21 protein-coding genes and 1 riboswitch are annotated in these 25,229 nt (G+C 68.9%); of the genes, 14 read left to right on the plus strand and 7 right to left on the minus strand.

What is annotated here, in order from left to right; genetic code table 11:
• Nucleotides 1-228 precede the first annotated feature (228 nt).
• Nucleotides 229-3,861, plus strand: coding sequence for an EAL domain-containing protein (locus ACERLL_RS05240; protein ID WP_373655011.1), 3,633 nt, complete (start codon nt 229-231; stop codon nt 3,859-3,861).
• Here ACERLL_RS05240 and modC read toward each other — a convergent pair.
• Genes modC through ACERLL_RS05260 form a run of 4 tightly spaced genes read right to left on the minus strand, consistent with a single transcriptional unit; the run spans nt 3,836 to nt 7,400 of the window.
• Nucleotides 3,836-4,951: a molybdenum ABC transporter ATP-binding protein gene (modC, locus tag ACERLL_RS05245; RefSeq protein ID WP_373655012.1), complete on the minus strand. Its 1,116-nt coding sequence runs from the start codon at nt 4,949-4,951 to the stop codon at nt 3,836-3,838. The genes ACERLL_RS05240 and modC overlap by 26 nt on opposite strands.
• Complete coding sequence (modB, locus tag ACERLL_RS05250) at nt 4,948-5,637, minus strand: molybdate ABC transporter permease subunit (protein WP_373655013.1); 690 nt, start codon at nt 5,635-5,637, stop codon at nt 4,948-4,950. The genes modC and modB overlap by 4 nt, the downstream gene beginning before the upstream one ends.
• 60 nt (nt 5,638-5,697) lie before the next feature.
• Nucleotides 5,698-6,531 carry a molybdate ABC transporter substrate-binding protein gene (modA, locus tag ACERLL_RS05255; protein ID WP_373655014.1) on the minus strand — a complete coding sequence of 278 codons (834 nt, stop codon included), beginning with the start codon at nt 6,529-6,531 and terminating at the stop codon, nt 5,698-5,700.
• A 59-nt stretch (nt 6,532-6,590) separates the two neighbouring features.
• A complete protein-coding gene (locus tag ACERLL_RS05260; RefSeq protein ID WP_373655015.1) occupies nt 6,591-7,400 on the minus strand; it encodes a TOBE domain-containing protein in 810 nt (269 codons plus the stop codon).
• A gap of 187 nt (nt 7,401-7,587) precedes the next feature.
• Between ACERLL_RS05260 and ACERLL_RS05265 the strand changes: the two genes are divergently transcribed.
• Genes ACERLL_RS05265 through ACERLL_RS05275 form a run of 3 tightly spaced genes read left to right on the plus strand, consistent with a single transcriptional unit; the run spans nt 7,588 to nt 10,138 of the window.
• Nucleotides 7,588-8,397 carry an NADH-quinone oxidoreductase subunit B family protein gene (locus ACERLL_RS05265; protein ID WP_373655016.1) on the plus strand — a complete coding sequence of 270 codons (810 nt, stop codon included), beginning with the start codon at nt 7,588-7,590 and terminating at the stop codon, nt 8,395-8,397.
• The gene (locus ACERLL_RS05270) at nt 8,394-9,695 is read left to right on the plus strand and encodes a Ni/Fe hydrogenase subunit alpha (protein ID WP_373655017.1); all 1,302 of its coding nucleotides are present in this window, start codon (nt 8,394-8,396) and stop codon (nt 9,693-9,695) included. Before ACERLL_RS05265 ends, ACERLL_RS05270 begins: the two co-directional genes overlap by 4 nt.
• Nucleotides 9,692-10,138: a hydrogenase maturation protease gene (locus ACERLL_RS05275; protein WP_373655018.1), complete on the plus strand. Its 447-nt coding sequence runs from the start codon at nt 9,692-9,694 to the stop codon at nt 10,136-10,138. Before ACERLL_RS05270 ends, ACERLL_RS05275 begins: the two co-directional genes overlap by 4 nt.
• A 21-nt stretch (nt 10,139-10,159) precedes the next feature.
• Here the strand turns inward: ACERLL_RS05275 and ACERLL_RS05280 are convergent, their stop codons facing one another.
• The gene (locus tag ACERLL_RS05280) at nt 10,160-10,711 is read right to left on the minus strand and encodes a hypothetical protein (protein ID WP_373655019.1); all 552 of its coding nucleotides are present in this window, start codon (nt 10,709-10,711) and stop codon (nt 10,160-10,162) included.
• 154 nt (nt 10,712-10,865) lie between these two features.
• Nucleotides 10,866-11,077: riboswitch (cobalamin riboswitch) on the minus strand.
• A 168-nt stretch (nt 11,078-11,245) separates the two neighbouring features.
• On the opposite strand from ACERLL_RS05280, the gene ACERLL_RS05285 reads away from it, so the two are divergent.
• Together ACERLL_RS05285 and ACERLL_RS05290 are read left to right on the plus strand one after the other, a co-directional pair.
• Nucleotides 11,246-11,842, plus strand: coding sequence for a hypothetical protein (locus tag ACERLL_RS05285; RefSeq protein WP_373655020.1), 597 nt, complete (start codon nt 11,246-11,248; stop codon nt 11,840-11,842).
• A gap of 162 nt (nt 11,843-12,004) precedes the next feature.
• A complete protein-coding gene (locus ACERLL_RS05290; RefSeq protein WP_373655021.1) occupies nt 12,005-12,700 on the plus strand; it encodes an MBL fold metallo-hydrolase in 696 nt (231 codons plus the stop codon).
• A 71-nt stretch (nt 12,701-12,771) separates the two neighbouring features.
• Here ACERLL_RS05290 and ACERLL_RS05295 read toward each other — a convergent pair whose 3' ends face one another.
• The gene (locus ACERLL_RS05295; RefSeq protein ID WP_373655022.1) at nt 12,772-13,086 is read right to left on the minus strand and encodes a carboxymuconolactone decarboxylase family protein; all 315 of its coding nucleotides are present in this window, start codon (nt 13,084-13,086) and stop codon (nt 12,772-12,774) included.
• Nucleotides 13,087-13,288: 202 nt separating this feature from the next.
• On the opposite strand from ACERLL_RS05295, the gene ACERLL_RS05300 reads away from it, so the two are divergent.
• Together ACERLL_RS05300 and ACERLL_RS05305 are read left to right on the plus strand one after the other, a co-directional pair.
• The gene (locus tag ACERLL_RS05300) at nt 13,289-13,975 is read left to right on the plus strand and encodes an ABC transporter ATP-binding protein (protein ID WP_373655023.1); all 687 of its coding nucleotides are present in this window, start codon (nt 13,289-13,291) and stop codon (nt 13,973-13,975) included.
• Nucleotides 13,972-16,512: an ABC transporter permease gene (locus tag ACERLL_RS05305; RefSeq protein WP_373655024.1), complete on the plus strand. Its 2,541-nt coding sequence runs from the start codon at nt 13,972-13,974 to the stop codon at nt 16,510-16,512. The genes ACERLL_RS05300 and ACERLL_RS05305 overlap by 4 nt, the downstream gene beginning before the upstream one ends.
• A 121-nt stretch (nt 16,513-16,633) precedes the next feature.
• On the opposite strand, the gene ACERLL_RS05310 is transcribed toward ACERLL_RS05305, so the two are convergent.
• Nucleotides 16,634-16,948 (minus strand): hypothetical protein, encoded by a 315-nt coding sequence (locus ACERLL_RS05310; RefSeq protein WP_373655025.1) that lies wholly within the window; start codon nt 16,946-16,948, stop codon nt 16,634-16,636.
• Between the two features lie 524 nt (nt 16,949-17,472).
• Here ACERLL_RS05310 and ACERLL_RS05315 point away from each other — a divergent pair.
• From ACERLL_RS05315 to ACERLL_RS05340, 6 genes are all read left to right on the plus strand, one after another.
• Nucleotides 17,473-18,606, plus strand: a complete 1,134-nt coding sequence (locus tag ACERLL_RS05315) for a hypothetical protein (protein WP_373655026.1) — start codon at nt 17,473-17,475, stop codon at nt 18,604-18,606.
• A 97-nt stretch (nt 18,607-18,703) separates the two neighbouring features.
• Nucleotides 18,704-20,074, plus strand: a complete 1,371-nt coding sequence (locus ACERLL_RS05320; RefSeq protein ID WP_373655027.1) for a TAXI family TRAP transporter solute-binding subunit — start codon at nt 18,704-18,706, stop codon at nt 20,072-20,074.
• Nucleotides 20,075-20,078: 4 nt separating this feature from the next.
• Entirely contained in the window at nt 20,079-20,867 is a 789-nt protein-coding gene (locus ACERLL_RS05325) for a hypothetical protein (RefSeq protein WP_373655028.1), read from the plus strand.
• A complete protein-coding gene (locus ACERLL_RS05330) occupies nt 20,864-22,855 on the plus strand; it encodes an MFS transporter (RefSeq protein WP_373655029.1) in 1,992 nt (663 codons plus the stop codon). The genes ACERLL_RS05325 and ACERLL_RS05330 overlap by 4 nt, the downstream gene beginning before the upstream one ends.
• Nucleotides 22,852-23,883: an ABC transporter substrate-binding protein gene (locus ACERLL_RS05335; RefSeq protein WP_373655030.1), complete on the plus strand. Its 1,032-nt coding sequence runs from the start codon at nt 22,852-22,854 to the stop codon at nt 23,881-23,883. Before ACERLL_RS05330 ends, ACERLL_RS05335 begins: the two co-directional genes overlap by 4 nt.
• Before the next feature lie 72 nt (nt 23,884-23,955).
• The gene (locus tag ACERLL_RS05340; protein WP_373655031.1) at nt 23,956-25,197 is read left to right on the plus strand and encodes a porin; all 1,242 of its coding nucleotides are present in this window, start codon (nt 23,956-23,958) and stop codon (nt 25,195-25,197) included.
• The last annotated feature ends 32 nt before the right edge of the window (nt 25,198-25,229 follow it).

Below are 25,229 nucleotides of genomic sequence, written 5' to 3' on the forward strand. Positions count from 1 at the left end.
ACCTTTTAGGGGATTACTAGAACGGTAATTCTGTTATTCTCGCACATGGCGGTTCCCGAAGAGCGGACATCCGAGCCGGGGGAGGTGCCCGCGGAAATCCCCCAATGAGTGGATCGGCCTTTGCATCCAGATGGTTTCATTGAAGATCGCCTGCCTCTCACCCGCCGCCGTCCTCTGAGTCTTTTCCTGACCATCCTCGTGAGTCTCTTCGTCTGTCCGGAGCCCGCGGTGCCGGAACCGGGGGAGGCTGTCCACCGGATCGGCGTGCTGAAAAAGTGGGTGGGGCAGCGGGCGGCGGACAGGTGGGCGCCCACCGCCGGCTATCTGTCGCGCACCATTCCCGGCCATCGTTTCGAGGTGGTAACGCTCGGCTTCGACGCCGTTGCCGGAGCGGTGGCGAATCAGCGCGTGGATTTCCTGCTCGCCAATCCGGCTATCTACGTGGACATGGCGGAGCGCTTCGGCGCCTCGCGTCTGGTTACCCTGCGCAACCGGGCGGGCGATAAGGAGCTGACCCGCTTCGGCGGGGTGGTCTTTACCCGCGCCGACAACGATTCGGTGCGGGACTTGGCGGACCTGCGGGAGCGGACCTTCATGGCCGTGGAGCCCGGCTCCCTAGGGGGATACCGCATGGCGCAGCGCCTCTTGGAGGCGCAAGGGGTCTCCACCGAGCGGTTGAAGCTGAGCTTCGGCGGTGCCCAGGACGCCGTGGTGGAAGCGGTGGCCGCCGGCTGGGTGGCGGCCGGGACGGTTCGCACCGGCACCCTGGAGCGGATGGCCGCCGAGGGCCGCATCGACCTCGACCGGCTCCGGGTCCTCCACCCCCGCAGCGTGCCCGGCTTCCCGCTCCGCGTGAGCACTCGCCTCTATCCCGAATGGCCCTTCGCCCGGCTCGCCCATACGGAGTCGTCGCTCGCCCGCCAAGTGGCCGTGGCCCTGCTGGAGATGCCCGTCGGCAGCCCTGCCGCGGCGTCCGCCCGGAGCCAGGGCTGGACCGTCCCGGCCGGCTACGGGCCCGTGCACGACCTCATGGCGGAGCTGCGGATCGGCCCGTACGAGCGGCCAGGACCCTTTGGCGTGACGGACGTCCTGCGCAAGTACTGGTACTGGGTGGCGGCCGGCGCCGCGGTGGTCGGGGTGCTGGTGCTGGTGACCATGGGCATGCTCCGGCTTAATCGCCGTATCCAGGCCTCCCGGAGGGAGCTGGAGGAAGCGCGGGACCGGCTGGAGGAGCGGGTGGCGGAGCGCAGCGAGCGTCTGGCGGCCAGCGAGCGCAAGTACCGCGAGATCATCAACGGTACGCGGGAGGGGTTCTGGCTGCTGGATGCCGAGCTTTCCATCCGCGAGGTGAACCGCGCGCTCTGCCGCATGCTCGGCTATGCCCCCGAGGAGCTGGTGGGGTGCACGCCCTTCGATTTCGTTGCACCGGAGACCCGCCGGATCCTGGAGGTGGAGTCGGAACGGATCCAGGAGGTGTCCGGGCAGTCCTACGAGCTGACCCTGCTGACGCGCCGGGGCCGCAGGGTGGCCGTCCTGGTGCAGGCTACCCCCTTCCGCGAGGAACAGGACGGCGATCCGTATATCGGCGCCTTCCTCACCGACCTGACCGCCTTCAAGCAGGTGGAGGCCTCCCTCCAGCAGGCCAACCGCATCCTGCAGGCGTTGAGCCGGTCCAACCGGACCCTCCTGTATGCCGAGAACGAGCAGGACCTGTTCGAGGAGATCTGCCGGACGGCCGTGGATGCGGCGGGATATCCCCTGGCCTGGATCGGCCTGGCGGAGGGGGGTGGCCGGGAAGCCCTGCGGGGTATGGCGCGGGCCGGCGAGTCCCCGGGAATCCTGGACCGGCTGGGCAAGGCCGTGGGCGACCCCGGCGAATGCCCGGCCCTGACCGCCCTCCAGCGCGGGGAAGCGGTCCTGTTCCAGGACCTGCCCAATCACCCGCATGCGCCCGCCTGGGCGGCGGAGGCGGGCGCCGACGGCCTCGGCGCCCTGGTGGCCCTGCCGTTCTCCGGCGAGGGCTTCGAGGGGGCGCTGGTGATCTTCGCCCACGAGCCTTTCTCCTTCGACCGGGAGGAGATCCGGCTACTGAGCGAGCTTGCCTCCGACCTGGCCATGGGGGTGGGTCAACGCCGCATCCGCACCGAGCGGGAGCGCCATCTGCAGCGGCTACGCCAATCGGCCGTGGTGTTCGACAGCAGCGGCGAGGGGGTGATCATCGCCGATCCCAACGAGCGGATCGTGGCGGTGAACCGGGCCTTCACCGTCATCACCGGCTACACCGAGGAGGAGGTGCTGGGTCACACGCCGCGGCTGCTCTCCTCGGGTACCCAGGGTCCGGAGTTCTATCAGAACTTGTGGCGGAAACTGCGTGACGAAGACGCCTGGCAGGGGGAGATCTGGAATCGCCGCAAGACCGGCGAGGTATACCCGGAGCACCTGACCATCACCGCCGTGCGGGACGAGGCGGGGACGCTCACCAACTACGTGGCCGTGTTCGCGGATATCACCGAGATGAAGCGGTCCCGGGAGGAGCTGGACTTCCTCGCCAACCACGATCCGCTCACCGAGCTGCCCAACCGCCGCCTGTTCCACGAGCGCCTGGGCCATGCCCTGGACCAACGAGACCCGGACGGCGAATGCCTTGCCGTGCTGATGCTCGACCTGGACGACTTCAAGAGCGTGAACGACAGCCTGGGGCACCCGGTTGGGGACGAGCTTCTGGTGGAGGCGGCGAAACGGCTGGGCGGGGTGCTGCACCGCGAGGACACCCTGGCCCGCATCGGCGGGGATGAATTCCTGGTCCTCCTGGAGTACATCTCCGGGCCCCTGCGCGCGGAAAGGGTGGCCCAGGATCTGCTCGACGCCTTCGAGGAGCCCATGCACCTGGAGGGCCGGGAGGTTTCCCTGAGCGCTAGCATCGGCATCAGCCTGTATCCGCAGGATGGCGCGGATGGTGCGACCCTGATCAAGAACGCCGACGCCGCGCTGTTCCGGGCCAAGGAGCTGGGGCGCAACCAGTGCCGGTTCTACACCCGGGAGCTCACCGCCACAGCCACGGAGCGGCTGAGCCTGGCGCGGGAGCTGGAGACGGCCATCGAGAACGACGAGCTGGAGCTGCACTATCAGCCCAAGGTGGAGCTCCACAGCGGCCGAATCTGCGGGGCCGAGGCGCTGCTGCGCTGGCGCCACCCCGAGCGCGGCCTGGTCTCGCCCGGGAGGTTCATCCCGCTGGCGGAGGAAACCGGGCTCGTCCTGCCCATGGGGGACTGGGTCCTGGAGCAGGCCTGCGCGCAGCAGCGCAGGTGGCGGGATGCCGGGATCCACCTGGAGCGGCTGGCGGTCAATCTCTCCACGGTTCAGCTGCAGCGGCGGGATATCCCCGGGCTGCTGCAGCGAATCAGCGCCGATTTCGGCTGTCCCTTCGACTGCCTGGAGCTGGAGGTGACCGAGGCCTCGCTCATGGAGGATACCGACGAGGCTGCCCGCATCCTGGCCGAGCTCGGGGATATGGGCATCCAGCTGGCCCTGGACGATTTCGGCACGGGCTATTCCTCCCTGGGCTACCTCAAGAATCTGCCCCTGGACACCCTGAAGATCGACAAATCCTTCGTCTGCGACATTCCGGGGGACCTAAGCGACATGGCCCTGGTGCGGACCATCCTGGCCATGGGCAAGAGCCTGGGCATGCGGGTGGTGGCCGAGGGGGTGGAAAGCGAAGAGCAGGCCGAGCTCCTGCGGCGGGAGGGCTGCGAGGTGGGGCAGGGCTTCCTCTACGCGCCCGCCCTGCCGGGCGAGGAGCTCGCCGAGCTGCTGCGGGCGCCGGAGGGCGCCTTCAGCCGGCCAGTGCCGCACTCTTGATCTGCGCGTGCACCGCCAGGCCCGGCCGCAGGTCCAGGGTGTCGCAGGATTTGCGGGTGACGCGGGCGAGCAGCGGCAGCCCGCCGGCCTCCAGCCGGACCATCATGGCCTCTGGACCGTCTGGCTGCAGCTCCACCACACGGGCCGGTAGCACATTGAGGATGGAGCTGGCCCGCGGCTCCTCTGTGGTGAGACTCACGTCGCGGGCGGGGATCCGCACCCGGACCGGCGCCCCGTAGGGCCGGTCGAGCAGGGGGATGTGGACCACGCCGCCCGGGAATTCCAGGGCGGTGAGGGCATAACGCCGGTCGTGTCCCGCCACCCGAGTGCCGACCACGGCTTCCGCCTCCCGGTCATGGGCCAGGGGCAAATCCAGGCGGGTGGTCATCTCCTCCAGGGGACCCGCGCCGAGGACCCGGCCCTCCTCCAGCAGCACCAGCCTGTCCGATAGCCGGGTGACCTCCTCCAGGTTGTGGCTGACGTAGATGGCGGGCAGGTGCAGCTGGTCCCGCAGCCGCTCCAGGTACGGCAGGATTTCCTCGCGGCTGGCCCGGTCCAGGGCCGATAGGGGCTCATCCAGCAGGAGCAGGCGCGGCGCGGCCAGCAATGCCCGTCCCAGGGCCACCCGCTGCCGCTGCCCGCCGGAGAGCTGGTGGGGGCGCCGGTCCAGCAGGGCCTCCAGCCCCAGCAGCGCCACCACCTCGTCCCGGCTCGGGGGCGTCCGGCGCGTCCGGTCCCGCCCGTAGCGCAGGTTCCCGGCCACGGTGCGGTGGGGGAAGAGGTTGGCCTCCTGGAACACATAGCCCACGGCGCGGCGGTGGGGGGCCAGGAAGCGCTTGTCCGCCTGCCAGGCTTCCCCGTCGACGATAAGATACCCCGCCGCCCGCTCCAGCCCGGCGAGGCAGCGCAGCAGGGTGGTCTTGCCCGAGCCCGACGGACCGAATAGCGCGGTGAATCCGCCGCCGGGGGCATCGAAAGTGGCGTCGAGCAGAAAGCCCGGGCGCTCAAGGCGGAAGCGGGCCTGGAGGAAAGGGCTGGAGGGCGGCGGATCCCCGCTTGTAATCGGAGGTTCCGTCTGGTGCGGCTTCATACCCCCACCACCCTCAAGCGGTTGTTCAGAGCATAGACCGCCAGCAGCAGAAGGAAGGAAAACGCCAGCAGGAGGCCGGAAAGCAGGTGGGCCTGGCCGTACTCCAGGACCTCCACGTGGTCATAGATGGCGATGGAGAGCACCTGCGTCTCGCCCGGTATATTGCCGCCGATCATGAGGACCACGCCGAACTCGCCCAGGGTATGGGCGAAGCCGAGGGTGGCGGCGGTGAGAAAGCCGCGCCGGGCCAGCGGCACGGCAACGGTGAAGAAGCGGTCCAGCGGGCCGGCGCCTAGGGTGGCCGCGGCCTCCATGGCGCCGCGGCCGATGACGCTGCTGAAGGCATCCTGCAGGGGCTGGACCACGAAAGGCAGGCTGTAGCCCACCGAGCCCACCACCAGGCCCGTGAAGGTGAAGGCCAGGGCATTGCCGCCCAGTGCTTCCAGCGTGCCGCCGATGGGTCCGTGGGGCCCCAGGGCCACCAGGAAATAGAAGCCGAGCACGGTCGGCGGCAGCACCAGCGGCAGGGCCACCACCGCCTCCACCACCACCTTCCACCGGGCGCCGGTGCGCGCCAGCCACCAGGCCAGAGGCGTGCCCAGCACCAGCAGCACCAGCGTGGTTACGCCGGCCAGGGCCAGGGTGATGCGGAAGGCCTCGATATCGGCCGCGGAAAGGACGCCCATTCTTCTCCTTCCTGGAGCGCACCGCGCAGGAGGCGGCGCGGCATCCCGCGAGCGAGCGGCTCAGTCCCCCTTCGGGATGGCGTAGCCGAAAGCCTCGATCACCTCCGCCGCCTCGGGCCCCCTGAGATAGTCCACCAGGGCGCGGGCGGCGGGCTCGTCCGCCGCGTCCGCCAGCAGCACCGCCTGCTGGCGGATGGGATCATAGTAGGACTGGGGGACCAGCCAGCGGGACCCCTCCCCGGGCCGGTTGGGTCCGCTGATCTGGGAGAGGGCGACGAAGCCGAGCTCGGCGTTGTGGCTGGCCACGAACTGATGCGCCTGCCCGATGTTCTCGCCGCGCACGATGGCTCCCTTCAGATCCTCCCAATGCCCAAGGGCCTGCAGGGTCTGCTGGGCCGCGAGGCCGTAGGGCGCCGTCTCGGGGTTGGCGATGCTCAGGTGGCGGAAATCGCCTTTGGCCAGGGTTCCGGGACCGTCCACCTGGCGCGGGTCGGGACTCCAAAGCGCGATGCGTCCCCGCGCGTAAGTGAAGCGGCCACCCGGCGCGGCTTCCCCGGCCTCCTCGAGCTTGCGGGGCCGGCGGGTGTCGGCGGCAAGAAAGACTCCGAACGGCGCGCCGTTGCGGATCTGCGCGTAGAGCTTGCCGGTGGAGCCGGTGCTGATGCGCATATGGTGGCCGGTGGCGGCCTCGAAATCGGGCTGGATGGCGTGTATGGCGGCGCTGAAGTTGGAGGACACCGCCACTTTCACCTCGCCGGCGTGGGCGGGGAGCACGCCACCGACCAGCGAACCGCCCAGGATGCCAAGGGCGCCGAGGAAACGGCGCAGGCAGGAGGGGAGGCTCGGGTGGGCCCCGTGATGGGGCGGCCCGTTGAAGGCGGCAAACGCTGCCATGGGCGTCCTTTCTCTCTTGTCTTGCCTGGCGTTTTGGCGCCCTCGGTGGTTCAGCTCGCTCAGCCGTTCACCGCCAGGATCACGTGCGAGGCCTTGATCAGGGCGCAGGCCGCCGCGCCCTCGCGGAGCCCCAGGTCGTCGGCGCTTTCGTTGGTCACCACCGCGCTCACGGTGCCACCCCCGGGCAGACGCAGGGTGACGCCGGCCTCCACCTCGCCGTGCTCTACCCGCTCCACGGTGCCGCACAGGCGATTGCGCGCGCTGGTGTGCTGGCCGTCCTCCCCGCCGGCCAGGATGATGTGCGTGGCCTTCACCAGGGCCATGACGTCCTTGCCCTCGCTCAGCCCAAGTTCATCGGCGCTGTGGTTGGTGATCACCCCCACCAGCGTCTCGCCCCCGCTCAGCTGAAGTGCCACCTCGGTGTTCACCGGTCCGCTCTGGAGCCGCATCACGCGGCCCCACCACTGGTTCCTCGCGCTCGTCTTCATGGCCATCCTCCCTATAAGCGCCCGCAGGCGTTCGGGGTCGCCGGATTCGGCGGCCAGCAGGTCCAGGAATCGCACGTAGGCGGCCTCAGCGGCTCGGAATTCGGCGATCATGTGCCGCCCGTGGTCGGTGAGCCGGGTTCCGCCGCCACCGCGTCCGCCGGAAACGCGCTCCACCAGGGGGGCGTCGGCCAGATTGTTCATGGCCTCGATCATGTCCCAGGCACGCTTGTAGCCCATGCCCATGGCCCGAGCGGCCTTGGCCATGGAGCCGAGCGTGTCGATGTGCTCCAGCAGCTCCGCCCGACCCTGGCCGAGGAAGCCGCGGGCCTCCTTTTCCAGCCACAGGCGCCCGGCGGGTCGGGTGGAGGACAATTGGGACACGGTGCGCTGCTCCGGGTGGAATTTCGCTATATTCGATCAGATATAACGGTGGCCGGCAAGGGCGGTGCCGGTCTCTACCGCGGATAGCACGGCCGCGCCGCGTCCGGACCCGGGGATTCCCTGACCGGCCGGGTTTGCGTAATGTGACCGGGTGAGGGGGCGAATCTCGCCACCACGGAGGACGGCAATGGGAGCGGCGAAACCGGGGGCGCGGCCGCGCGTGGCCGTCCACAAGCTCAGCTCCTGCGACGGCTGCCAGCTCGCCTTTCTCGATCTGGGCGAGGATCTGGTGCGGCTCGCCGAGCTGGTCGACTTCGTCCATTTCGCCGAGGCGGGTCCGGTGGACCCGGACGCCGAAGTGGACATCGCCTTCGTCGAGGGCAGCATCGCAACCCCCGACGAGGTGGCGCGGATCAAGCGCATCCGGGCCAACAGCCGCTACCTGGTGCCCATCGGCGCCTGCGCCACCTCCGGCGGCATCCAGGCCCTGCGCAATCTGCACGACGGGGAGAAGTGGCTGGCGGAGGTCTACCCTTCCCCGGAGTACGTGGAGAGCCTGGCCACCTCCACGGGCATCGCCGACAACGTGGACGTGGACTACGAGCTGTGGGGCTGCCCGGTAAACGGCCGCCAGGTGCTCGCGGCGGTCCGCGCGCTGCTCTGGGGGGTGGATCCGGTGCCCGAGCAGGACAAGGTGTGCATGGAGTGCAAGCGCGCCGGCAACGTCTGCGTTCTGGTGAGCCGCGGGACGCCCTGCCTGGGGCCGGTTACCGTCACCGGCTGTGGCGCCCTGTGTCCCGCCTTCGGCCGCGACTGCTACGGCTGCTACGGGCCGGCGGAGAACCCCAATACGGAGGCGCTGGGACGTCGCTTCCGGGGGCTGGGTCTGCTGCCCGAGGAGGTGGCGCGCCGCTTCCACTTCATCCACAGCCACCGGGAGCCCCTGCGCTCCGCCGGCCGTCGGTGGCGCGAGGACCGGGGGGCGGACGATCCGTGAGCGATGCCGGGCGCCGCATCGATATCCGGGTCCCGGTGCTTGCCCGGGTGGAGGGGGAGGGCGCGTTGGAGGTGCACGCCGAGGCCGGCCGTATCACCGACCTCCGCCTGCGTATCTACGAGCCGCCGCGGCTGTTCGAGCGGTTCCTGGTGGGCCGGGACCACTCGGAGGTGGCCGACGCCGTGGCCCGCATATGCGGCATATGCCCGGTGGCCTACCAGATGAGCGCCGTGCAGGCCCTGGAGTCCATCTTCGGCGTGGAGCCGGACGAGTGGGTGCGCGCCATGCGTCGCGTGTTCTACTGCGGCGAGTGGATCCAGAGCCACGCCCTGCACATCCACCTGCTCGCGGCCCCGGACTTCTTCGGCTACGAAAGCGCCCTGGCCATGACCGCTGACCACCCGGGGGAGGTACGTCGCGGCATGCGCCTGCAGGCTCTGGGCAACGAGGTCATGGCCCTGTTCGGCGCCCGGGCGGTGCACCCGGTGGGAGCGCGGGTGGGCGGCTTTCACCACGCCCCCGCCGCGGCGGCCGTACGCGACCTGCGCGCCCGGCTGGAGGCCGCCCTCCCGGAGGCGGAGGCGCTGGTGCGCTGGGCCGCCGGCTTCCCCCTTCCCGATAATGGCCAGGATTTCCCCTATCTGGCCCTGCGCAACGGCGCGGACTATCCCATGAACCGGGGACGGCTCAGCGCCTCCACGGGACTGGACGCCCCCGTCTCCGAGCTCGCCGACCACGTGGCCGAGGAGCAGGTGCCCCACTCCACGGCCTTCCACGCCCGCCTGCACGGCGAGCCCTACCTGGTGGGTCCGCTGGCCCGTCTGAACCTCAACGCCGACCTGCTGCCGACGGAGACCCGGGCCCTGCTGGGGGAAACGGGGCCGGCGCTGCCCAGCACCAATCCCTTCCATTCCCTGCCCGCCCGGGCCCTGGAGATCCACGCCGCCCTGGTGGAGGCGGTGCGGCTCCTCGCGGATTATCGGGCTCCGGAACGGCCCCACGCCGAGGTGACGCCGCGGGCGGGGGTCGGCTACGGCGCCACCGAGGCGCCGCGTGGGCTGTTGTGGCACCGCTACGAGACCGACGGGTCCGGACGCGTCACCGCCGCCCGGATTATGCCGCCCACCAGCCAGAATCAGGCGCGCATGGAGGAGGATTTACGGGCCACCCTGGAGGCGCGCGGACTGGACGCCCCGGACGCGGAGCTACGGTTCCTGGGAGAGCGGGTGATCCGCAATTACGATCCCTGCATCTCCTGCGCCACCCACTTTCTGGACCTGACCGTCCGGCGCCGATGACCAGCGTGGCGGTGCTCGGCATCGGCTCGCCCTTCGGCGGCGACCGGCTGGGCTGGGCGGTGGTGGAGGCGCTGCGGGCGGGAGCCCGGGACGGCTGGCCGGAGGTCCGCTTCCGGGCGCTGGACCGGCCGGGTGCCGGACTCGTGGCCCATCTGGAGGGGATGGACCACGCCGTGCTCGTGGACGCGGTACGCACCGGGGCGGCCCCGGGCACGCTCCACCGCATCACCGACCGCGCGCGGCTGCCCGTTACGGATGCCCTGTCCTCCCACGGCTTCGGGCTGGCCGAGGGGCTGGCCCTCGCCGAACGGCTGGGACAGCTCCCCGAGTGGGTGGTCATCGGAGTCGAGGCGGACCCGGGCTCCGAGCCCCGGCAGGAGACGGTGGGCCGGGCCGTCGCTCTGGTGCGCGCCGAGGTTGCCGCCCGGCTGGCGGGGTTCTAATGTCCTGTCTGGGACAGGGCCCTAGGCCGCCGTCTCCAGGCGGTCCAGGATCGCCGCCTCGGCCGGACTGGTGAGGGAGAGCACACGGATCAGCTCGCGCTCCTCCATGCCGTTGCGCAGCCGGGCGCGGCAGTGGCGCTGGATGCGCGCCGTGTCCAGGTCCGGGTCGGTCAGCTCCAGACAGCGACGGTCCAGCAATCGCTCCACGCGATTCCGGGCCAGCGGGTCCGCGCCCGCCTCCCCGCGGTAGATCCAGAGTACCGGGCCCCTGCTCGCCTGATAGGGAAGGAAGAAGCGGGCGGCTTCCGTCTGGCCGTTCCGAAGCAGGGCGGACCACAGGTGGTCGGTGAGCTCTCCGGGCTGTGCGGTCCCGGACGGTAGCTCGGCGCGCACCCGGTCCAGAAGGCATCGGACCCGGGTCCGGATGCGCTGGTCGGCAGCCGGTCCGGAGCCTTCGTGAATTCGCAGGACGCGGCCCAGATGCTGGGCGGCCCAGTGCAGGGTGGCGGAATCGGAAGCTCGGGAGCAGAGAGGGCCGAAGCCGGAGGCCGGCCGGGAAGGGGGAGTGCTCATGGGGATCTCCAATCGCCGCGGTAGCGCGTTTCGGTCGATTGGAGCCAACGCGGAGGAGCCGGGATAACGGGGGATGCGGCGGCCCGCCGATCCCGGAGCCCTGGTCCGGAAAACCGGACTGCGACGCGAAGGCTCGCGGGTTCTCCTCCATCACGTGGACGGAGGCCCTCCGGCAGGTCTTCGGACTCAGGGGCCATCTACGGCCGCGGCTTCCCACCCCCAAGGGCAGTGCCCGGGCCGCCCGGTTCGGCGGCCCATGCGGCTTTCGCTCCCCAATACCGCTGCGCGTCAGTCCCGGAATCGCACCGGGTTCCCTCTTGCGTCACCCCAAGATTTGGGGGGTGAGCCGGAGCATAGGCCCAAGATACGGGGTTATGCGGCGCGGGACAAGAGGTCGTTGCGGCAAAGGAGGAAATGGCCTACTGTCCTGAATCACAAAATCCTCTGTCCGCCGGTCCGGCAGGTCGGTCCGGTGAGGGGGGGACGAGAGCGGCGCAGTCCGTCCGGACTGCGCGCCGACTGGCAGGAATTCCCATGCAAGGAGCGGCTATGGGTGTCTCCCGGGCCCTGCGCATTACGCTGACAACGGTGTCCCTGGCGATCCCGGTCGCGGCCGTGGCGGAGCCCGCGCTCGGGCCTAGCGTCTATGGTGGCCTCTCCTTTCACCATACCGAGCCTTCCGGCAACCGGTCCGGGGATTCCTACGGCAGCACGGGCCTCAGCTTCGGCCTCGACTATCAGATTCCGCAGAGCGCGGTCTTCTCCATCGTGCCTTTCACGGCCCTTTCCCTGGAGAACTCGGACAACGCGGCGAGCTCCCGGGCCTCGGTGAACAACGGCGTCGCGGCCCTGGAGGGTCGGGTCTGGTACCGGAGCTTCTTCATGGGCCTGCACGGCGGCTACTATGTCCAGGAGGTGAGCTACAGCGACGCGACCCGCAAGGGCGGCGGGTTCGGCTGGGGGCTCAGTCTGGGCACCAAGCCCAGCGCCTCCCTGGGGGCCGGTCTCGCGGAAGGTACCTATGTCATGGTGCAGATCGATCACGGCAAGAATCTGGACGTGGGGCCGCAGCCCGACGCGGATCGGGATATCAAGGCCTTCCGGCTCTTCATGGGCTACCGCTTCCCCTAGCCCGGTGCGGATCGGGACGGTTGAAAGGGGCTCCGCGGGGCGGGAACAAAGGGCCCGATCAGCTATCTAATATTCGTACACGCTGATTCACTAATATTGAAGCCGGTTCAGCGCTGGAACAGACTGGAAAGCAACGAGCCGGAAAGCCACGAGGGGGCAGCCATGATCTTCCGTCAGCTCTTCGAGTCCGAGACTTCCACCTATACCTATCTGCTGGGCGACGAGGAGACCCGCGAGGCGGTCCTCATCGACCCGGTGGCGGCCATGGTTGATCGGGACCTGGAGGTCCTGGAGGAGCACGGCCTCACCCTGAAATATGTGCTGGAGACCCACGTCCACGCCGACCACGTGGCCGGCGACAATACGCTCCGGGAGCGGACCGGCTGCCGGGTCGGCGTCCCCGAGCAGAGCGGCGTGGACTGCTCGGATTTCAAGGTCCGCGAGGGCGAGCCCGTCGAGGTGGGCGGAATCCGTATCGAGCCGCTGTACACGCCCGGCCATACCGATGACAGCCACTGCTACGTGGTGGGAGACCGGGTGCTCACCGGTGATACGCTGCTCATCGATGGATGCGGCCGCACCGACTTCCAGAACGGCAGTGCCGGGGACCTGTTCGAATCGGTGCGGAACAAGCTGTTCACGCTCCCGGAGCAGACCCTGGTCTATCCGGGCCACGACTACAACTTCCGCCATGTCTCCACCATCGGCCAGGAGAAGGAGCGCAACCCGCGCCTCGGCCTGAGCAACGACCGGGCGGATTTCCTGGAAATCATGGCCAACCTCGATCTGCCCTATCCCAAGCGGATCGACGAGGCCGTTCCCGCCAACAAGCAGTGTGGTCGCGGCAACGCCGCCTGATCCCTTTCAGGCCGCATTCCCCCCACGGCCGGACGCCGGGGCGTGAGCCCCGGCGTTTTTATGTGCGGCGCTCATCCCTCGCCGAGTACATCCTCCACCCAGCTCAGGGCGGCGGAGGTGAGGGGGAAGCCGATGGTGCTGGTCAGCAGGACAATGGTGTGCCGGACCTCCTGCGGGGTGGCTCCGGCCTCCAGGGCGCGCCGGGTGTGGCTGTGCACCGCTCCCTGCGAGCACAGGGTCGCGGCGGCGGCCAGCTGTACCAGGTTGGTCGTGCGCTCCTCCAGGGGGCCCACGCCCCGCGTGGTTTTGCCCAGGTCCTCCAGGGCCTCCAGGTAGCCGGGAAACTCTTTCTTGATGTGTCGGTAATGCGGAGGGAATTCGCTCATGGACCGCTCCCTGTCCTCCGTTGGCTGCATGGGCACCTTTCTTCCAGATTCCGCCCGGGCCCCCGGCCTTGCAACCCGGACGGCCCCCCGGTAGCGTGATTTCCCCCGACCGAGGCGTCCGGCGAAGGCGATCCGTCGCGGCGGCCGTGCTTCGCCTTGCCGGAACGGCCCGAGTCTCTCCACGCCCGCACAGGAGCGATCCGTGCCCGAAGCCGCAGAAGATTCCCGTGCCGTCCGCATCCAGGGGGTGGAATTTGCCTATCCCGGGGCGGACCGGCCCCTGCTGGCGGGGCTGGACCTTGCCCTGGAGCGGGGAGAGCTGGCCGCGGTGCTGGGCCCCAGCGGGGTGGGCAAGTCCACCCTGCTCAATCTCGTGGCGGGCCTGGCGGTTCCGCGTGCCGGGCGGGTGGAGGTGCTCGGCACCGAGGTCACCGGACTGAACGAGTCGAAGGCCGCCCGCTGGCGGCGCGGCAGCCTCGGCTTCGTATTCCAGCAGTTCCATCTGCTTCCCTACCTGACGGTGTCGGAGAACGTGGCCCTGCCCCTGGCCCTGAACGGGCAGCGCTGGGAGGAGGAGGCCGTGCGGTCCTTTCTGGAGCGCCTCGGCTTGGGAGAGCAGGCCGCCTCCTATCCGCGCCACCTCTCCGGCGGTCAGGCCCAGCGCGCCGCCATCGCCCGTGCGCTCATCCACCGGCCGCCCGTGCTGCTGGCCGATGAGCTCACCGGCAATCTGGACGAGGAGACGGCGGTGGCGGTCATGGATCTGCTGGTGGAGGCGGTGGAGGAGCTGGGCACCACGACCCTGGTGGTGACCCACGCCCCGGAGGTGGCTTCCCGCTCCCATACCCGCTACCGCCTCTCCCACCACCGCCTGCACCGCGAGCCGTGAGCCCCGTCCGCCTGCTGTTCCGGGCGCTGGTCTGGGGCCCGCTTTCCGGGCGCCCCATGCAGGCCGTCGGCATGGTCCTGGCCATCGCCCTGGGCGTGGCCATGGTGGCGGCCATCCACTGGGTCAACGCCTCGGCCCTGTACAGCTTCCAACAGGGCATCTCCGCGCTTTCCGGCCGGGCCGGAACCACGGTCCAGCCCACCAGCCGCGCCCTGGACCAGGGCCTGCTGCCGCGCATCCGCGCCATGCCGGAGGTGGCCGCCGCCTTCCCGGCACTGCGCATGGAGGTACCCACGGGTCCCGAGCGGGCGCTGCCCGTGCTGGGGGTGGATCTGCTGCGCGATGCCGCCGTTCGCGGCAGCTATCTCCCCGACCTGGGCGGCACGGGGATCGAATTCGACGACCTGCTGGGCAAGGGGGCCGTGCTCCTGGGCCGGGAGGCGGCCCGGCGGCTGGACAAGGGGCCCGGAGACAGCCTCCGGGTGCAGATCGGCACGGAGCCGGTGGTGCTGCGCGTGGCGGGCCTGCTTCCCGACGAGGCGTTCTGGTCCGACGGCGCGGTCATGGACATCGCCACCGCCCAGTGGACCTTCAATCGCCTCGGCGAGCTGGACCGCATCGACGTGGTCCTCCGCAGTCCTGACCTGCGGGCGGCCTTCGCCGAGCGCCTGGAACGGGTGGCGGGGGAGGGCGTGCGCCTTTCCCGGCCCGGCCTGGAGGCGCACCGGCTCGACGCCATGACCCGCGCCTACCGCACCAACCTCAACGTCCTGGCCCTGGTGGGGCTGCTAACCGCCGCGTTCCTAGTGTACAGCCTGCTAACGCTGTCCATGCGCCGCCGCCGCACCCAGTTCGCGGTGCTGCGGGTGCTAGGCATGGAGCGCGGCCGACTGGCCGGGTGGCTGCTGGGCGAGGGGCTGGTGCTGGGGCTGCTGGGCGGCCTGCTGGGCCTGGTGCTGGGCCTGACCCTGGCCTGGATCGGGGTGGAGGCCCTGGGCGGCGATCTGGGGGCGGGCTATTTCAGCGACATCCGGGCCCGGCTCCATACCCAGTGGTGGGACATGCTCGGGCTCGGGGCCCTGGGCGTGCTGGCCGCGGTGCTGGGGACGCTGGCCCCGGTGGTGGACAATGTCCGGGGTGCCGGGGAGGCGGCCATGCGCCGGGGCGGCGCGGAGGAGCGGCGTGGCCCGGGACCGGTGATACGCCTCGGGCTGGCGGCCCTGGCCCTGACTACCGCGGGCGCGCTCTCCCGGTTCCCGGCCTGGAACGGCCTGCCGGTGGCCGGCTACGTGGCCATCCTGCTGGTGCTGGGGGCCGGACTGCTGTTGGCGCCCCCGGCCTTGCGCCTGTTCGCGCGGGGGCTGCCGGTGAGTCGGCGCGCCGTGGCCGCCTTGGTGGCACGCTCACAGCTTCTCGGCGCGCCACGCCGGGCCGCACTGGCGGTGAGCGCCGCGCTGGTGAGCTTCGCCCTGCTGGTGGCCATGTCCACCATGATCCACTCCTTCCGGGGCAGCGTGGTGGCGTGGCTGGACCAGATCCTGGCCGCCGACCTCTACGTGCGCAGCGGGCCGGGCGGGCAGACCACCTACATCTCAAAGGCGACCTGGAAGGCCATCGCGGGCTGGCGGGACGTCCGCCACCTAGACCCCTTCCGGCGGGCCGAGCTGGATTGGGCGCCGGGCGGAGCCTCGGGACCCGATGCACCGGTGGAGATCACCGCCCGGCGTCTGGATCTGGCGGAGACCCGGAACGCCATCGAGGTGATGCGCGGACGCTGGCCGCAGCCCGGCGAGGACCGGGCGGTACTGGTATCCGAGGTCTTCGCCCGCAAGTACGGAACGGAGGTGGGGGATGTCCTGCGCGTGCCCCTGGGCGGGGAGCTACGGCGCCTGGAGGTGGCCGGGGTATGGCGGGACTACTCCTACCAGTGGGGGCATCTGCTCATGGAGCGCGCCACCTATGCGGCGCTCGCCGGGGACCGGCGGGTGGACCAGATCGCCCTGTACCTCGCCCCCCGGGCGGACAAGGAAGCGGTGCGTAAGCGGCTGGAGGAGACCTTCGCGGACGCCCCGGCCCTGGAGATCGCCGACGCCGGGGAGATTCGCGGCACCAGCCTGGAGATCTTCGACCGTAGCTTCGCGGTGACCTATGTGCTGGTGGTGGTGGCGGTGGGTGTGGGGCTGGTGGGTACCCTGCAGTCCTTGGCGGTGCAGGCCATCGAGCGCCGCGGCGAGCTGGCCATGCTGCGCTTCCTCGGCTTCCGGGTGGCGGACGTGGCCCGTGCCCAGGCCTACGAGGCCGGCCTGACCGGGGCTTTCGGCGGCATCCTCGGAATGGCGGTGGGCGCGGCGGTGGCGTGGCTCCTGGTGAAGGTGGTCAACGACCAGTCCTTCCTCTGGAGTCTGCCCGTGACCTTCCCCTGGGGGCTGCTGGCGGTAGCCTGGCTCGGTCTCGCAACGGCCACGGCCGCGGGCGGCTGGCTTCTCGGCAGGGCCCAGGGTCGGCGAGACCCGACCCAGGCGGTGGGCGAGGAATAGCCGCGCCGGCAATCGCAACAACGGTGCATGGTCCCAGCGCTGCATCCCCCCAAGCCCCGGCCCCTACGGCCGGGGCTTTTCAGTTTCCGGGCTGCCGGTGCCGGGGGTGTGTCCGCCGGACTTACCGATAATAGGGATTGGCGAAGGCCTCGTCGGCAAGGTGCGGCTCGCGTGCACGCTCCGGATCGTAGCCGTATCCCTCGAACCCCGGAAGGTTCTCCAGGAAGCCCCAGTGGCCGGGCCGGCCGTGCGGCTCGGAGGCCGCATGGCCCAGCCCCATGACGCCCGTGGACGCGGTGTCGGGGTCGCGGGCCAATGCCCAGCAGGACACGGGCGTCAGGAAGAGCCGGCCGTTGCCGTCGCGATGTTTGGCCAGCCAACCCTCCGCAGTGATGATCTGAAGAATCTCCAGCCTGGCCGGATCAAAATCCTGCATGTTTTTCTCCGAAGTTTCCCGGAATGAAATCACGAAAGAGCGTGAAAGCGGAAATTAAACATATGTAATAGAAGGAAATGCATATTTACACCCCGCGGGGGGTTGCCTAGATTTGACGGGCTGGTTCCGGTGGGGGCGGTGGCCGGAGCGGATCGGCTCCAGGGAAACGTGGTATTCCCCGCTTTTGGAAGCGGTCCGGGTCTGTGCTCTGCGGTGCGTGTATTGCATCAGTGTTTATAGCATAAAAGCGCATTTTTCAAATATGCAGGCTTTTTGTTTTTTGTTTTCCGGGTATTCGGTCGCGGCCGAGCCGTTCTTTCCTGATTGGTAGGAGACTGCGGGGCATTCCCCGGCCGTTTGTTGCATAGTCGCCCAGCAATTTCGGATCCGGCATTCGCGCGTCGCCGCTATTGCATAGTCCCGGGGCAAGGGCCTCGGCAAGACAGAGCCGTCACCAGGAATCGGCAATCTCGCTATGGCTGCGGGCGTGTCCTTGGAATCCGGCGAATCACCATGAGGATTGGATGCGGAAAGGGAAGCGCCACAGCCTGACCGGCGTGCTGGTCCTCGCGCTGAGCCTGGCGGCGGGAAGGGGAACGGCGACTCCTTTCGTCAACGAGCCCGGGGCGCGCTCCGCGGCCATGGGCGGCGCCTTTCTGGCCGTCGCCGACGATGCCTCGGCGGTGTGGCACAACCCCGCCGGTCTGGTGGGCCGGGAAAAGGCGGAGCTGGCGGTCGACTGGAGCCGGGGCGTGGGGTTTGGCCCCAAGGGAAAGGCCCGGTCGGCCGGCAATGGGCTCCTGGTGGGGGGCAGCGGCAGCACGCAGTCCATGAGCTCGGGGTTGTTCTATATCCGTCCGTACCGCGTGGATTACACGCTGGCGGATGCCGGAAGGTCGGGCACGGCCTCGGGAAAGGTGTCGCAGACCTTCGACCAGCTCAGCGTGCCCTACGCCGTCAACCTTCATTCGTATGGCCTGAAGCTGGGTCTTACGGCGGACATCACGCGGGTTTCGGTGGCCGGTAACGACCTCGCTTACCGGACCGCCGGCAATGACCTACGGACGTTTCCCAGGAGCACCACGGAAAAGATCGGCCTGGCCGGCTCCCTCGGGCTTCTCTGGGACCTCTACCGGGGGCCCATGCGGGAGCGGACGGTGCGGTTGGGCGGGGTCCTGCGCACCAGCGCCACGAGCCGGGGCCGTCTCCATCCGAGCGAGAAGGCGGTCAAGGAGGTTCTGCGCAACCGGCCCAAGAGCCTGGGTCTGGGTGTGGCCTGGGAGGAGTACCTGAGCGCGCTGCGGCATTTTACCGCCAGCCTTCAGCTCGACATCCACCAGTGGGCGACGAACGCCGCCTGGGGCGCCAAGGCGGGTTACCGGACCCTGAAGGCGGGCGTGGAATACGCCCACGTCAAGGACTTCCGCGCCACGGTGCCGCTGGAGCTCAGCTACCGCGCCGGGGTGTGGCGCTCGCGCCCCTTCCAGGGGTCGAGCTACCCCTTCTGGCCCACGGAGCGCGGCATCAGTCTGGGGTTTGGCGTGGGCGAGCGCCGGGATTTCCAGCTGGATATCGGTGTTCGCTATTCCAGCTATTCGGGAGCCGGCTTCGGGGGCGACGCCTTCACCTTCCAGACCGGTTTCGTGCGCAGGTACTGAGCGGCGGACCTGGGCCACGGCGGGGATCGATGGGACGGGAATTCAACAAACACCGGGTATAGCGACCGCTGCCTGGACCGAGCCGGAGGGACAGAAATTGGGCTGGATCATGGATCTCTGGGAACGGATGAAGGATGTCCGCTCGTGGATCGGCTGGGCCATCGTGGCGGTCTCCGCATTGAGCCTGCTCACCTGGGGCTACATGCGGGCCAACCAGGACCGCGTGGTACAGGTGGCCACGGCGGGAAAGGGCGGTTACTACTACCAGTTCGGCACCATCCTCAAGCGCCATGTGGAAAAGGCCACGGAATACCAGGTGGAGCTCCTCGAGACCAAGGGGTCCGTGGACAACCGGTCCAAGCTTCTCAAGGGTCAGGCGGACATGGCGATCCTGCAGACCTCGGCGGTGTCCATGGAGAATCTGCGGGTGGTGGCGCCCCTCTGGAACGACTACATCCACTTCATCGTCCGCGACGGATCGGGGATCGCCAGCCCCGCGGACATCTCCGGCAAGCCCTTCGTGCTGGGTCCGGAAGGCTCCGGTTATCGGGCCAGCTCGCAGTTCATCCTGAGCCATTACGGCATCGAGCCCGCGGACGTGGCGGACAACACCGCCTATTTCAAGGAGCTGCTGACCAACGATTCCCTCCAGGGGGCCATCGTCACCACCAGCCTGATGAACCCGGACCTGCAGGACGTCATGGCCAGCGGCCGCTTCCGTCTGCTGTCGCTGCCGGCGCTGGAGGGCGTGGCCTTCCACAACATCTACTTCCGCACCGTGGCAATCCCGCGCGGCGTGTACGCCACCAGCGGCATCCCCCGGCCCGCCGAGCCCACCGATACCATCGCCACCGAGGCGGTGCTCGCCAGCACCAGCCAGGTCCCCGACCGCATGGTGGAGACCGTCATGAATGTCCTCTACTCGGGGGAGCTGCGCTCCGAGGCCCCCCATCTGACGGACCGCAACCCGGTAACCGACAGCTTCGAGGATTTCCTCAATCTCCATGCCGCGGCCAAGAGCTTCTACGAGCCCTACTCCGGCCTGGGCGTGTTCTCGAACCTGATCGCCTATGTGGACCGGTTCAAGGAGATGATCCTGCTGGGCCTCATCGGCATCGGTGTCTTCCTCTACGAGTGGCGCAAGAAAAGCCAGCAGAAGGCCCGGGAAAAGCTCCGCAAGGGCCGGGAGTCCGTGGAGCGGCTCATGGCCCAGCTCGCCTGGCTGGAGCGCTCGCAGAAGGAGACCAAGGATCTGCGTGCCCTGCAGCGCTACTACGACGAGGCCTTCGAGGTGAAATACCGGGGCCTGGAGGAGACCGCCCATACCGGGGTGCAGGAGACCACCCTGTTCCACGTCTTCCTGCAGGAGTGTGGCAACGTGATCAGCCAGCTTCAGTGGCGCATGGAGCATGGAAGCGCCGTGTACAGGGAGCGGCCCGAGGAGGCCCGCACGGGTACGGAGGGATAACCGCTTGGAGGAGCCGAGGAAGGGGCTATCCCTGGTGGCCACGTTCACGGGCGTGGTGCTCTTCATCGTCACTTTCGCGGTGGGGCTCAGCGCCCTGCTCAACGAGTTCAGCTTCGAGAAGAGCTACGAGGAGCTGGTGGCCTCCCGCTACGAGTACAGCCTCAAGGACATGGGCCGCAGCATCGAGCTGAGCCTGGGCCTGGGGCTGAGCCTCGGCGAGGCCAAGAACATAGGGGCCCTGATCCGGGAGTCCGCCGCCGAGGATCCCTACATCCGCAGCGTGCTGGTCTACGACGACGAGGGGAACATTCTCTTCTCGAGCAAGGCGGGCGAAGACCGGGGCCGGGTGCCGTCCACCTGGCCCGGCAGCTCGGGGGACCGGCGCGAAAGCCTCTGGAGCCGGGAGCAGGACCGGGCCTTCGTCCTCGGCTACCCCCTGTTCAATCCCTTCAATCAGTATGAAGGCACCCTGGCCCTTTCCTATTCCCGGGACGCGGTCTCCGGGGTGGTCGGAAAGGTGCGGAGCCGGCTGATGCTGCAGGCCCTCGGCGTGCTCGTGGTGTCGGGCCTGGTGGGGGCGCTGGTCATCTGGCTGGCGCTCGGCGGCTTCGTGCGGCGCCTTTCCCGCATCTCCCGGGGCCTCGACGAATTCCAACGGACCGGACGGATGCACCCCCTGTCGAAGGGACGTTGGATGGGCCTGGAAGCGGATTTCGACCGGTTCCAGCGGGATGTCCAGGCGGTGGAGGCCGATATCCCCGCGGAGGAGCGGACAGAGGAGACGGCCCGGTGAAGATTTCCGGCGACAAGGGCTTTCAGGCGTTCGTCATGGGAATCGCGCTGACTATCCTCCTCAGCGCCACCCTGGCGATCTCGGTGCTTTCCCTGCAGACCTTCCAGGAGACCCTGCGGCCCGCCATGGAGCGCAAGGCGGAGGTGGTGGGCGAGTCGCTCTCCGGGCTCACCATGAAGATGCTCGACTACGGCGTCCCCCTGGACCGCCTGCGCGACATCGAGGAAATCTTCCGGTCGGTGACGGCCAACAATCCGGACATCGGCTTCATCAGCATCCGCGACGACAGCGGCGAGGTGCTGTACCGGCACTTCGCCGAATCGGCGTCCGCCCCGGAATCATTGAAGGAGCGGTTCTACCTTTCCCGGGTGCCGGTGCGCCATCAGGGCGGGGTCGTCGGGGAGGTGGTTATCGGCGCCGACCGGGGCTACATGAGCCAGAAGCTCGACGCCATCCGGGTGGATATCCTCACCGTGCTGGTGGTTTCCGGGCTCATGACCTTCGAGCTGCTGCTTTTCCTGACCACCTTTACCCTGGCCTCGCCGCTGAATACCGTCCGTGACGTCCTCCGGTCAGTGCGGGCCGGGGACTTCTACCGGGTGGCCCCGCTCACCGGGGCCCATGAGGTGAACCGGCTGGCGTCGCTGGTGAACCGGCTGGTAAGGCGGGTGAATGGCCGGCTGCAGCAGCTGGGTGAGGAGACCCAGGAGGCCATGGCGGAGAAATACCGCTTCGGCACCCGGGACCCGAAGCCGGTGCGCACGGCCCGTATCAGCTACATCCGCCCGCCGCTGTTCCTGCTCATCTTCGCCGAGTCCATGAGCCTGTCCTTCTTCCCCATTTTCGTGGACCAGCTCTACACCCCCATGGCCGGCGTTTCCAAGAGTCTGGTCATCGGCCTGCCGATCTCCATCTTCATGCTGGTGTGGGCGGTTTCCCTGCCCTTCGCCGGACAGTGGTCGGACCGGCGGGGACGCCGCACCGCCTTCATGCTGGGGGCGGTGGTCACCTCCCTGGGCCTGGTGCTCACCAGCCTGTCGCAGGACCTCTGGCAGCTCCTGCTGTTCCGCTCCCTCACCGCCGTGGGCTACGGGATGGTGTTCATCAGCGCCCAGGGCTACATCTCCGACAACACCACTCCGGAGAACCGCACCAAGGGCATGGCGCTGTTCCTGTCCGGATTCTTCGCCGGCTCCCTGTGCGGGGCGGCCATCGGTGGCATGCTGGCCGACCGCATCGGCTACCGGCCGACCTTCCTGGTCTCCGCGGTGCTGGGCATCGCCGCGGCCCTGTTCGTCTATCGCTTCCTGGTGGACCGGCGGGAGGAAGAGGAAGGCACGGTGCGTCCCAAGCTCAGGGTGAAGGATTTCCAGACCCTGCTGACCAACAAGTATTTCCTGATCATCACCTTCCTGTCCGCCATACCCGCCAAGACCGCGCTCACGGGCATCCTCTACTACACGGGGCCGCTCTACCTGGAAGAGCTGGGCGCCACGCAGTCCGCCACCGGCCGGATCCTGATGGCCTACGGTCTGGCCATCATCTTCCTGTCCCCCCTGAGCGCCTGGGTGGTGGACCGGGTGGGCAGGAAGCCCCCCTTCATAATCGCCGGCGGCCTGCTGGGCGGGACTTCCCTGCTCATGACCCTGCTCATCCCGGGGGTTTGGGGGATGCTCTCGGCGGTGGTGCTGCTGGGGGTGGCCCACGCCATCGGCGTTTCGCCCCAGCTCTCGCTCATCACCGAGCTGGCGCCCGGGGCGCGGGAAGGCCTCTCCACGGGCAAGACCATCGGCATCTTTCGGCTTACCGAGCGGATCGGGAACATCACCGGGCCCCTGCTGGCCGGGGGGCTGAGCGCGGCCTTCGGATTCCGGGGGGTATTCATGGGCTTCGGCGGGCTGATCCTGGGCAGCGCCCTGCTGTTCAGCCTCCTGTACCTGCTCTTCCAGATCCAGGACCGCCGACGGATGGAGGTGCACGCCGTATGAGGCGGCACGGCTGGAGCGCACGGATTCGGGGATGGCTCGCGGCCGTGGCCCTGGGGGTGGGCGGGCTCGCCGCCCCGCCCGCCGCCCCGGCGGCAACCGGGGAAAAGCCGCCCACCATCTTCATGGTCCTCTGGCGGGGCATGACCGATGCGGAACGGGGCTTCCAGGCCTATTTCCGGGAGAACGACATCCCCGTGAAGTACATCGTGCGGAACGCCGCAAAGGACCTGGACCGGCTGGAGGGCATCCGGGAGGAGATCAAACGGGTCCGCCCCGACTTGGTATACACCTTCGGGACCACCGTCACTTCCCGCATAGCGGGTACGGCCAGGCGGGAGCATGCGGACAAGTACGTGACGGACATCCCGGTGGTCTTCAACATCGTCGCCGACCCCCTGGGGGCCGGACTGACCCGCTCCCTGGAGCGCACCGGACGCAACCTCACCGGGACCTCCCATTCCGTTCCCCTTTCCAGCCAGCTAAAGACCCTGCGGCGCATCGAGCCGGTGGAGAAGCTGGGCGCGCTCTACAACCCCCTGGAGCGCAATTCGGCGCTGGCGGTTCAGGAGCTGGCGCGGCTGGCCCGGGAGCGGGGGATGGAATTCCATTCCGTGAACGTACGGGTGCGCGACGCCAAGCCCCAGCGCTCCTCCATCTCCCACAAGGTGGCCGCGCTGGCGGAGAAGGGCGTGCGCTTCGTCTATCTGCCCTCGGACTCCTTCCTGATCTCCAACGCCGAGGCGGTCGTCCAGGCCATCCATGACCGGGGCATGATCACGTTCTCGGCCACGGAGGGGCCCATCAGCGACGCCGGGGCGTTCGTGGGCATCGTGAGCCTGTACTTCAACGTGGGGAAGTTCGCCGGACACAAGGCCGCGCGGATCCTGGTGGACGGCAAGGACCCGGCCTCCATCCCCATCGAGACCCTCGAGCGCTACACGATCCTGGTCAATATGCGAACGGCCCGGAAGCTGGATTACTTCCCCCCGGTTCCGGTTCTGGAGTTCGCCAAGGTGGTCCAGCAATGAACCGTCACGGGCCGACGGCCTCCGGCCCGGGCGAGAACCGGAATTTTCACGGATGATGGAAAAGGGATTCGCATGAAGAAGAAACGGATTCTGCAGGGGGCTGCCCTCCTGCCGGGCCTCGTCGCCGCGCCCGCCATGGCGGGCGGCGCAATCGACATCGACGGGGAGAGCAGGCTGAATCTGGGGCTCTCCCTGCAGGCCCATTACCTCCGTAACGATTCCGACCTGGAAGCGGATCCCGCCAACGAAAACCGGTTCACCGTCCGGCGGGCCCGGTTCCGCCTGGGGATGCAGGTCACGGAGGAGGTCGGCGCCTTCCTGCAAACGGAATACGGCACCACCGAGGGCGGCGTGGGCGCGGAGATGCGCCTCATCGACGCCTTCATACGGTACACACCGCATCCCTGGGCGCGGTTCTACGTGGGCGAGAACATGGCTCCCACGACCCGCCAGCATCTCACCGGCCACGGCAGCATGCTGGCCTTCGACCGCCCCGCCATCATCAACAAGGAGCTCGCCTGGGGCTCCAAGGCGAAAACGGCGCTCCAGAACAGTACCCTGCCCGGAACGGACGCGGGGCTCGGCACCAGTGCCGGGGTTCGTGACAAGGGCGTAACCCTGTTCGGCAGCGGCCCGCTGATCGGGGCGCTGTCCGCCAAGTATTACCTGGGCGCCTACGAGGGCTCCAAGTACCGCGTCGAGGACGAGGAACGGTTCTCGGGGCGGGTCCAGGTGAATCTCGGGGACCCCGAGCCGGGTTATTACGAAGGCTCCACCTACCTGGGCCGCAAGCGGACGGTGGCGCTGGGGGCGGCCTTCGACCGCCAGCGGGGCGTGGCCGCCGATGCCGCCGGGGATCCGGTGGACTACGCCGCGTATACCGTGGACCTGTTTTTGGAGCAGCCGCTGGGGCCGGGCAGCCTGAGCGCGGAGACCGCCTGGCAGAGCATGGAGCTGGACGGCACCACCGGTTTTCTGTGGGAGGCAGACGACGGCCTGCCCCAGGTGCGCCTGGACGACGACGCCGTCACCGCCGAGCAGGCCGCGGGGGAGGGCTTCTACGTCCAGGCCGGATATTTCGTGCAGCAGGGCGACCGGGAAAGCCGCGGCTGGCAGCCCTGGGCCCTATACGAGGAGTGGACGAGCGAGGCGGACGGCGATGCGGGGAGCTTTACCAGTTACCGCTACGGCCTCACCTATTTCATCAAGGGCAGCCGCGCCAACATCAAGGCGGGCTACGAGGTCACCGAGCCCAGGGCGAAAGGCGCGGACACCATTACTACGGCCGGGCTCGGCTTCTTCGTCTTCTACTAGTCGCCTGAAAGCCGTCCGTCCTTGAGTGTATC

The sequence above is a fragment of the Thiohalorhabdus sp. Cl-TMA genome, from assembly GCF_041821045.1.
Taxonomy (GTDB): Bacteria; Pseudomonadota; Gammaproteobacteria; order Thiohalorhabdales; family Thiohalorhabdaceae; genus Thiohalorhabdus; species Thiohalorhabdus methylotropha.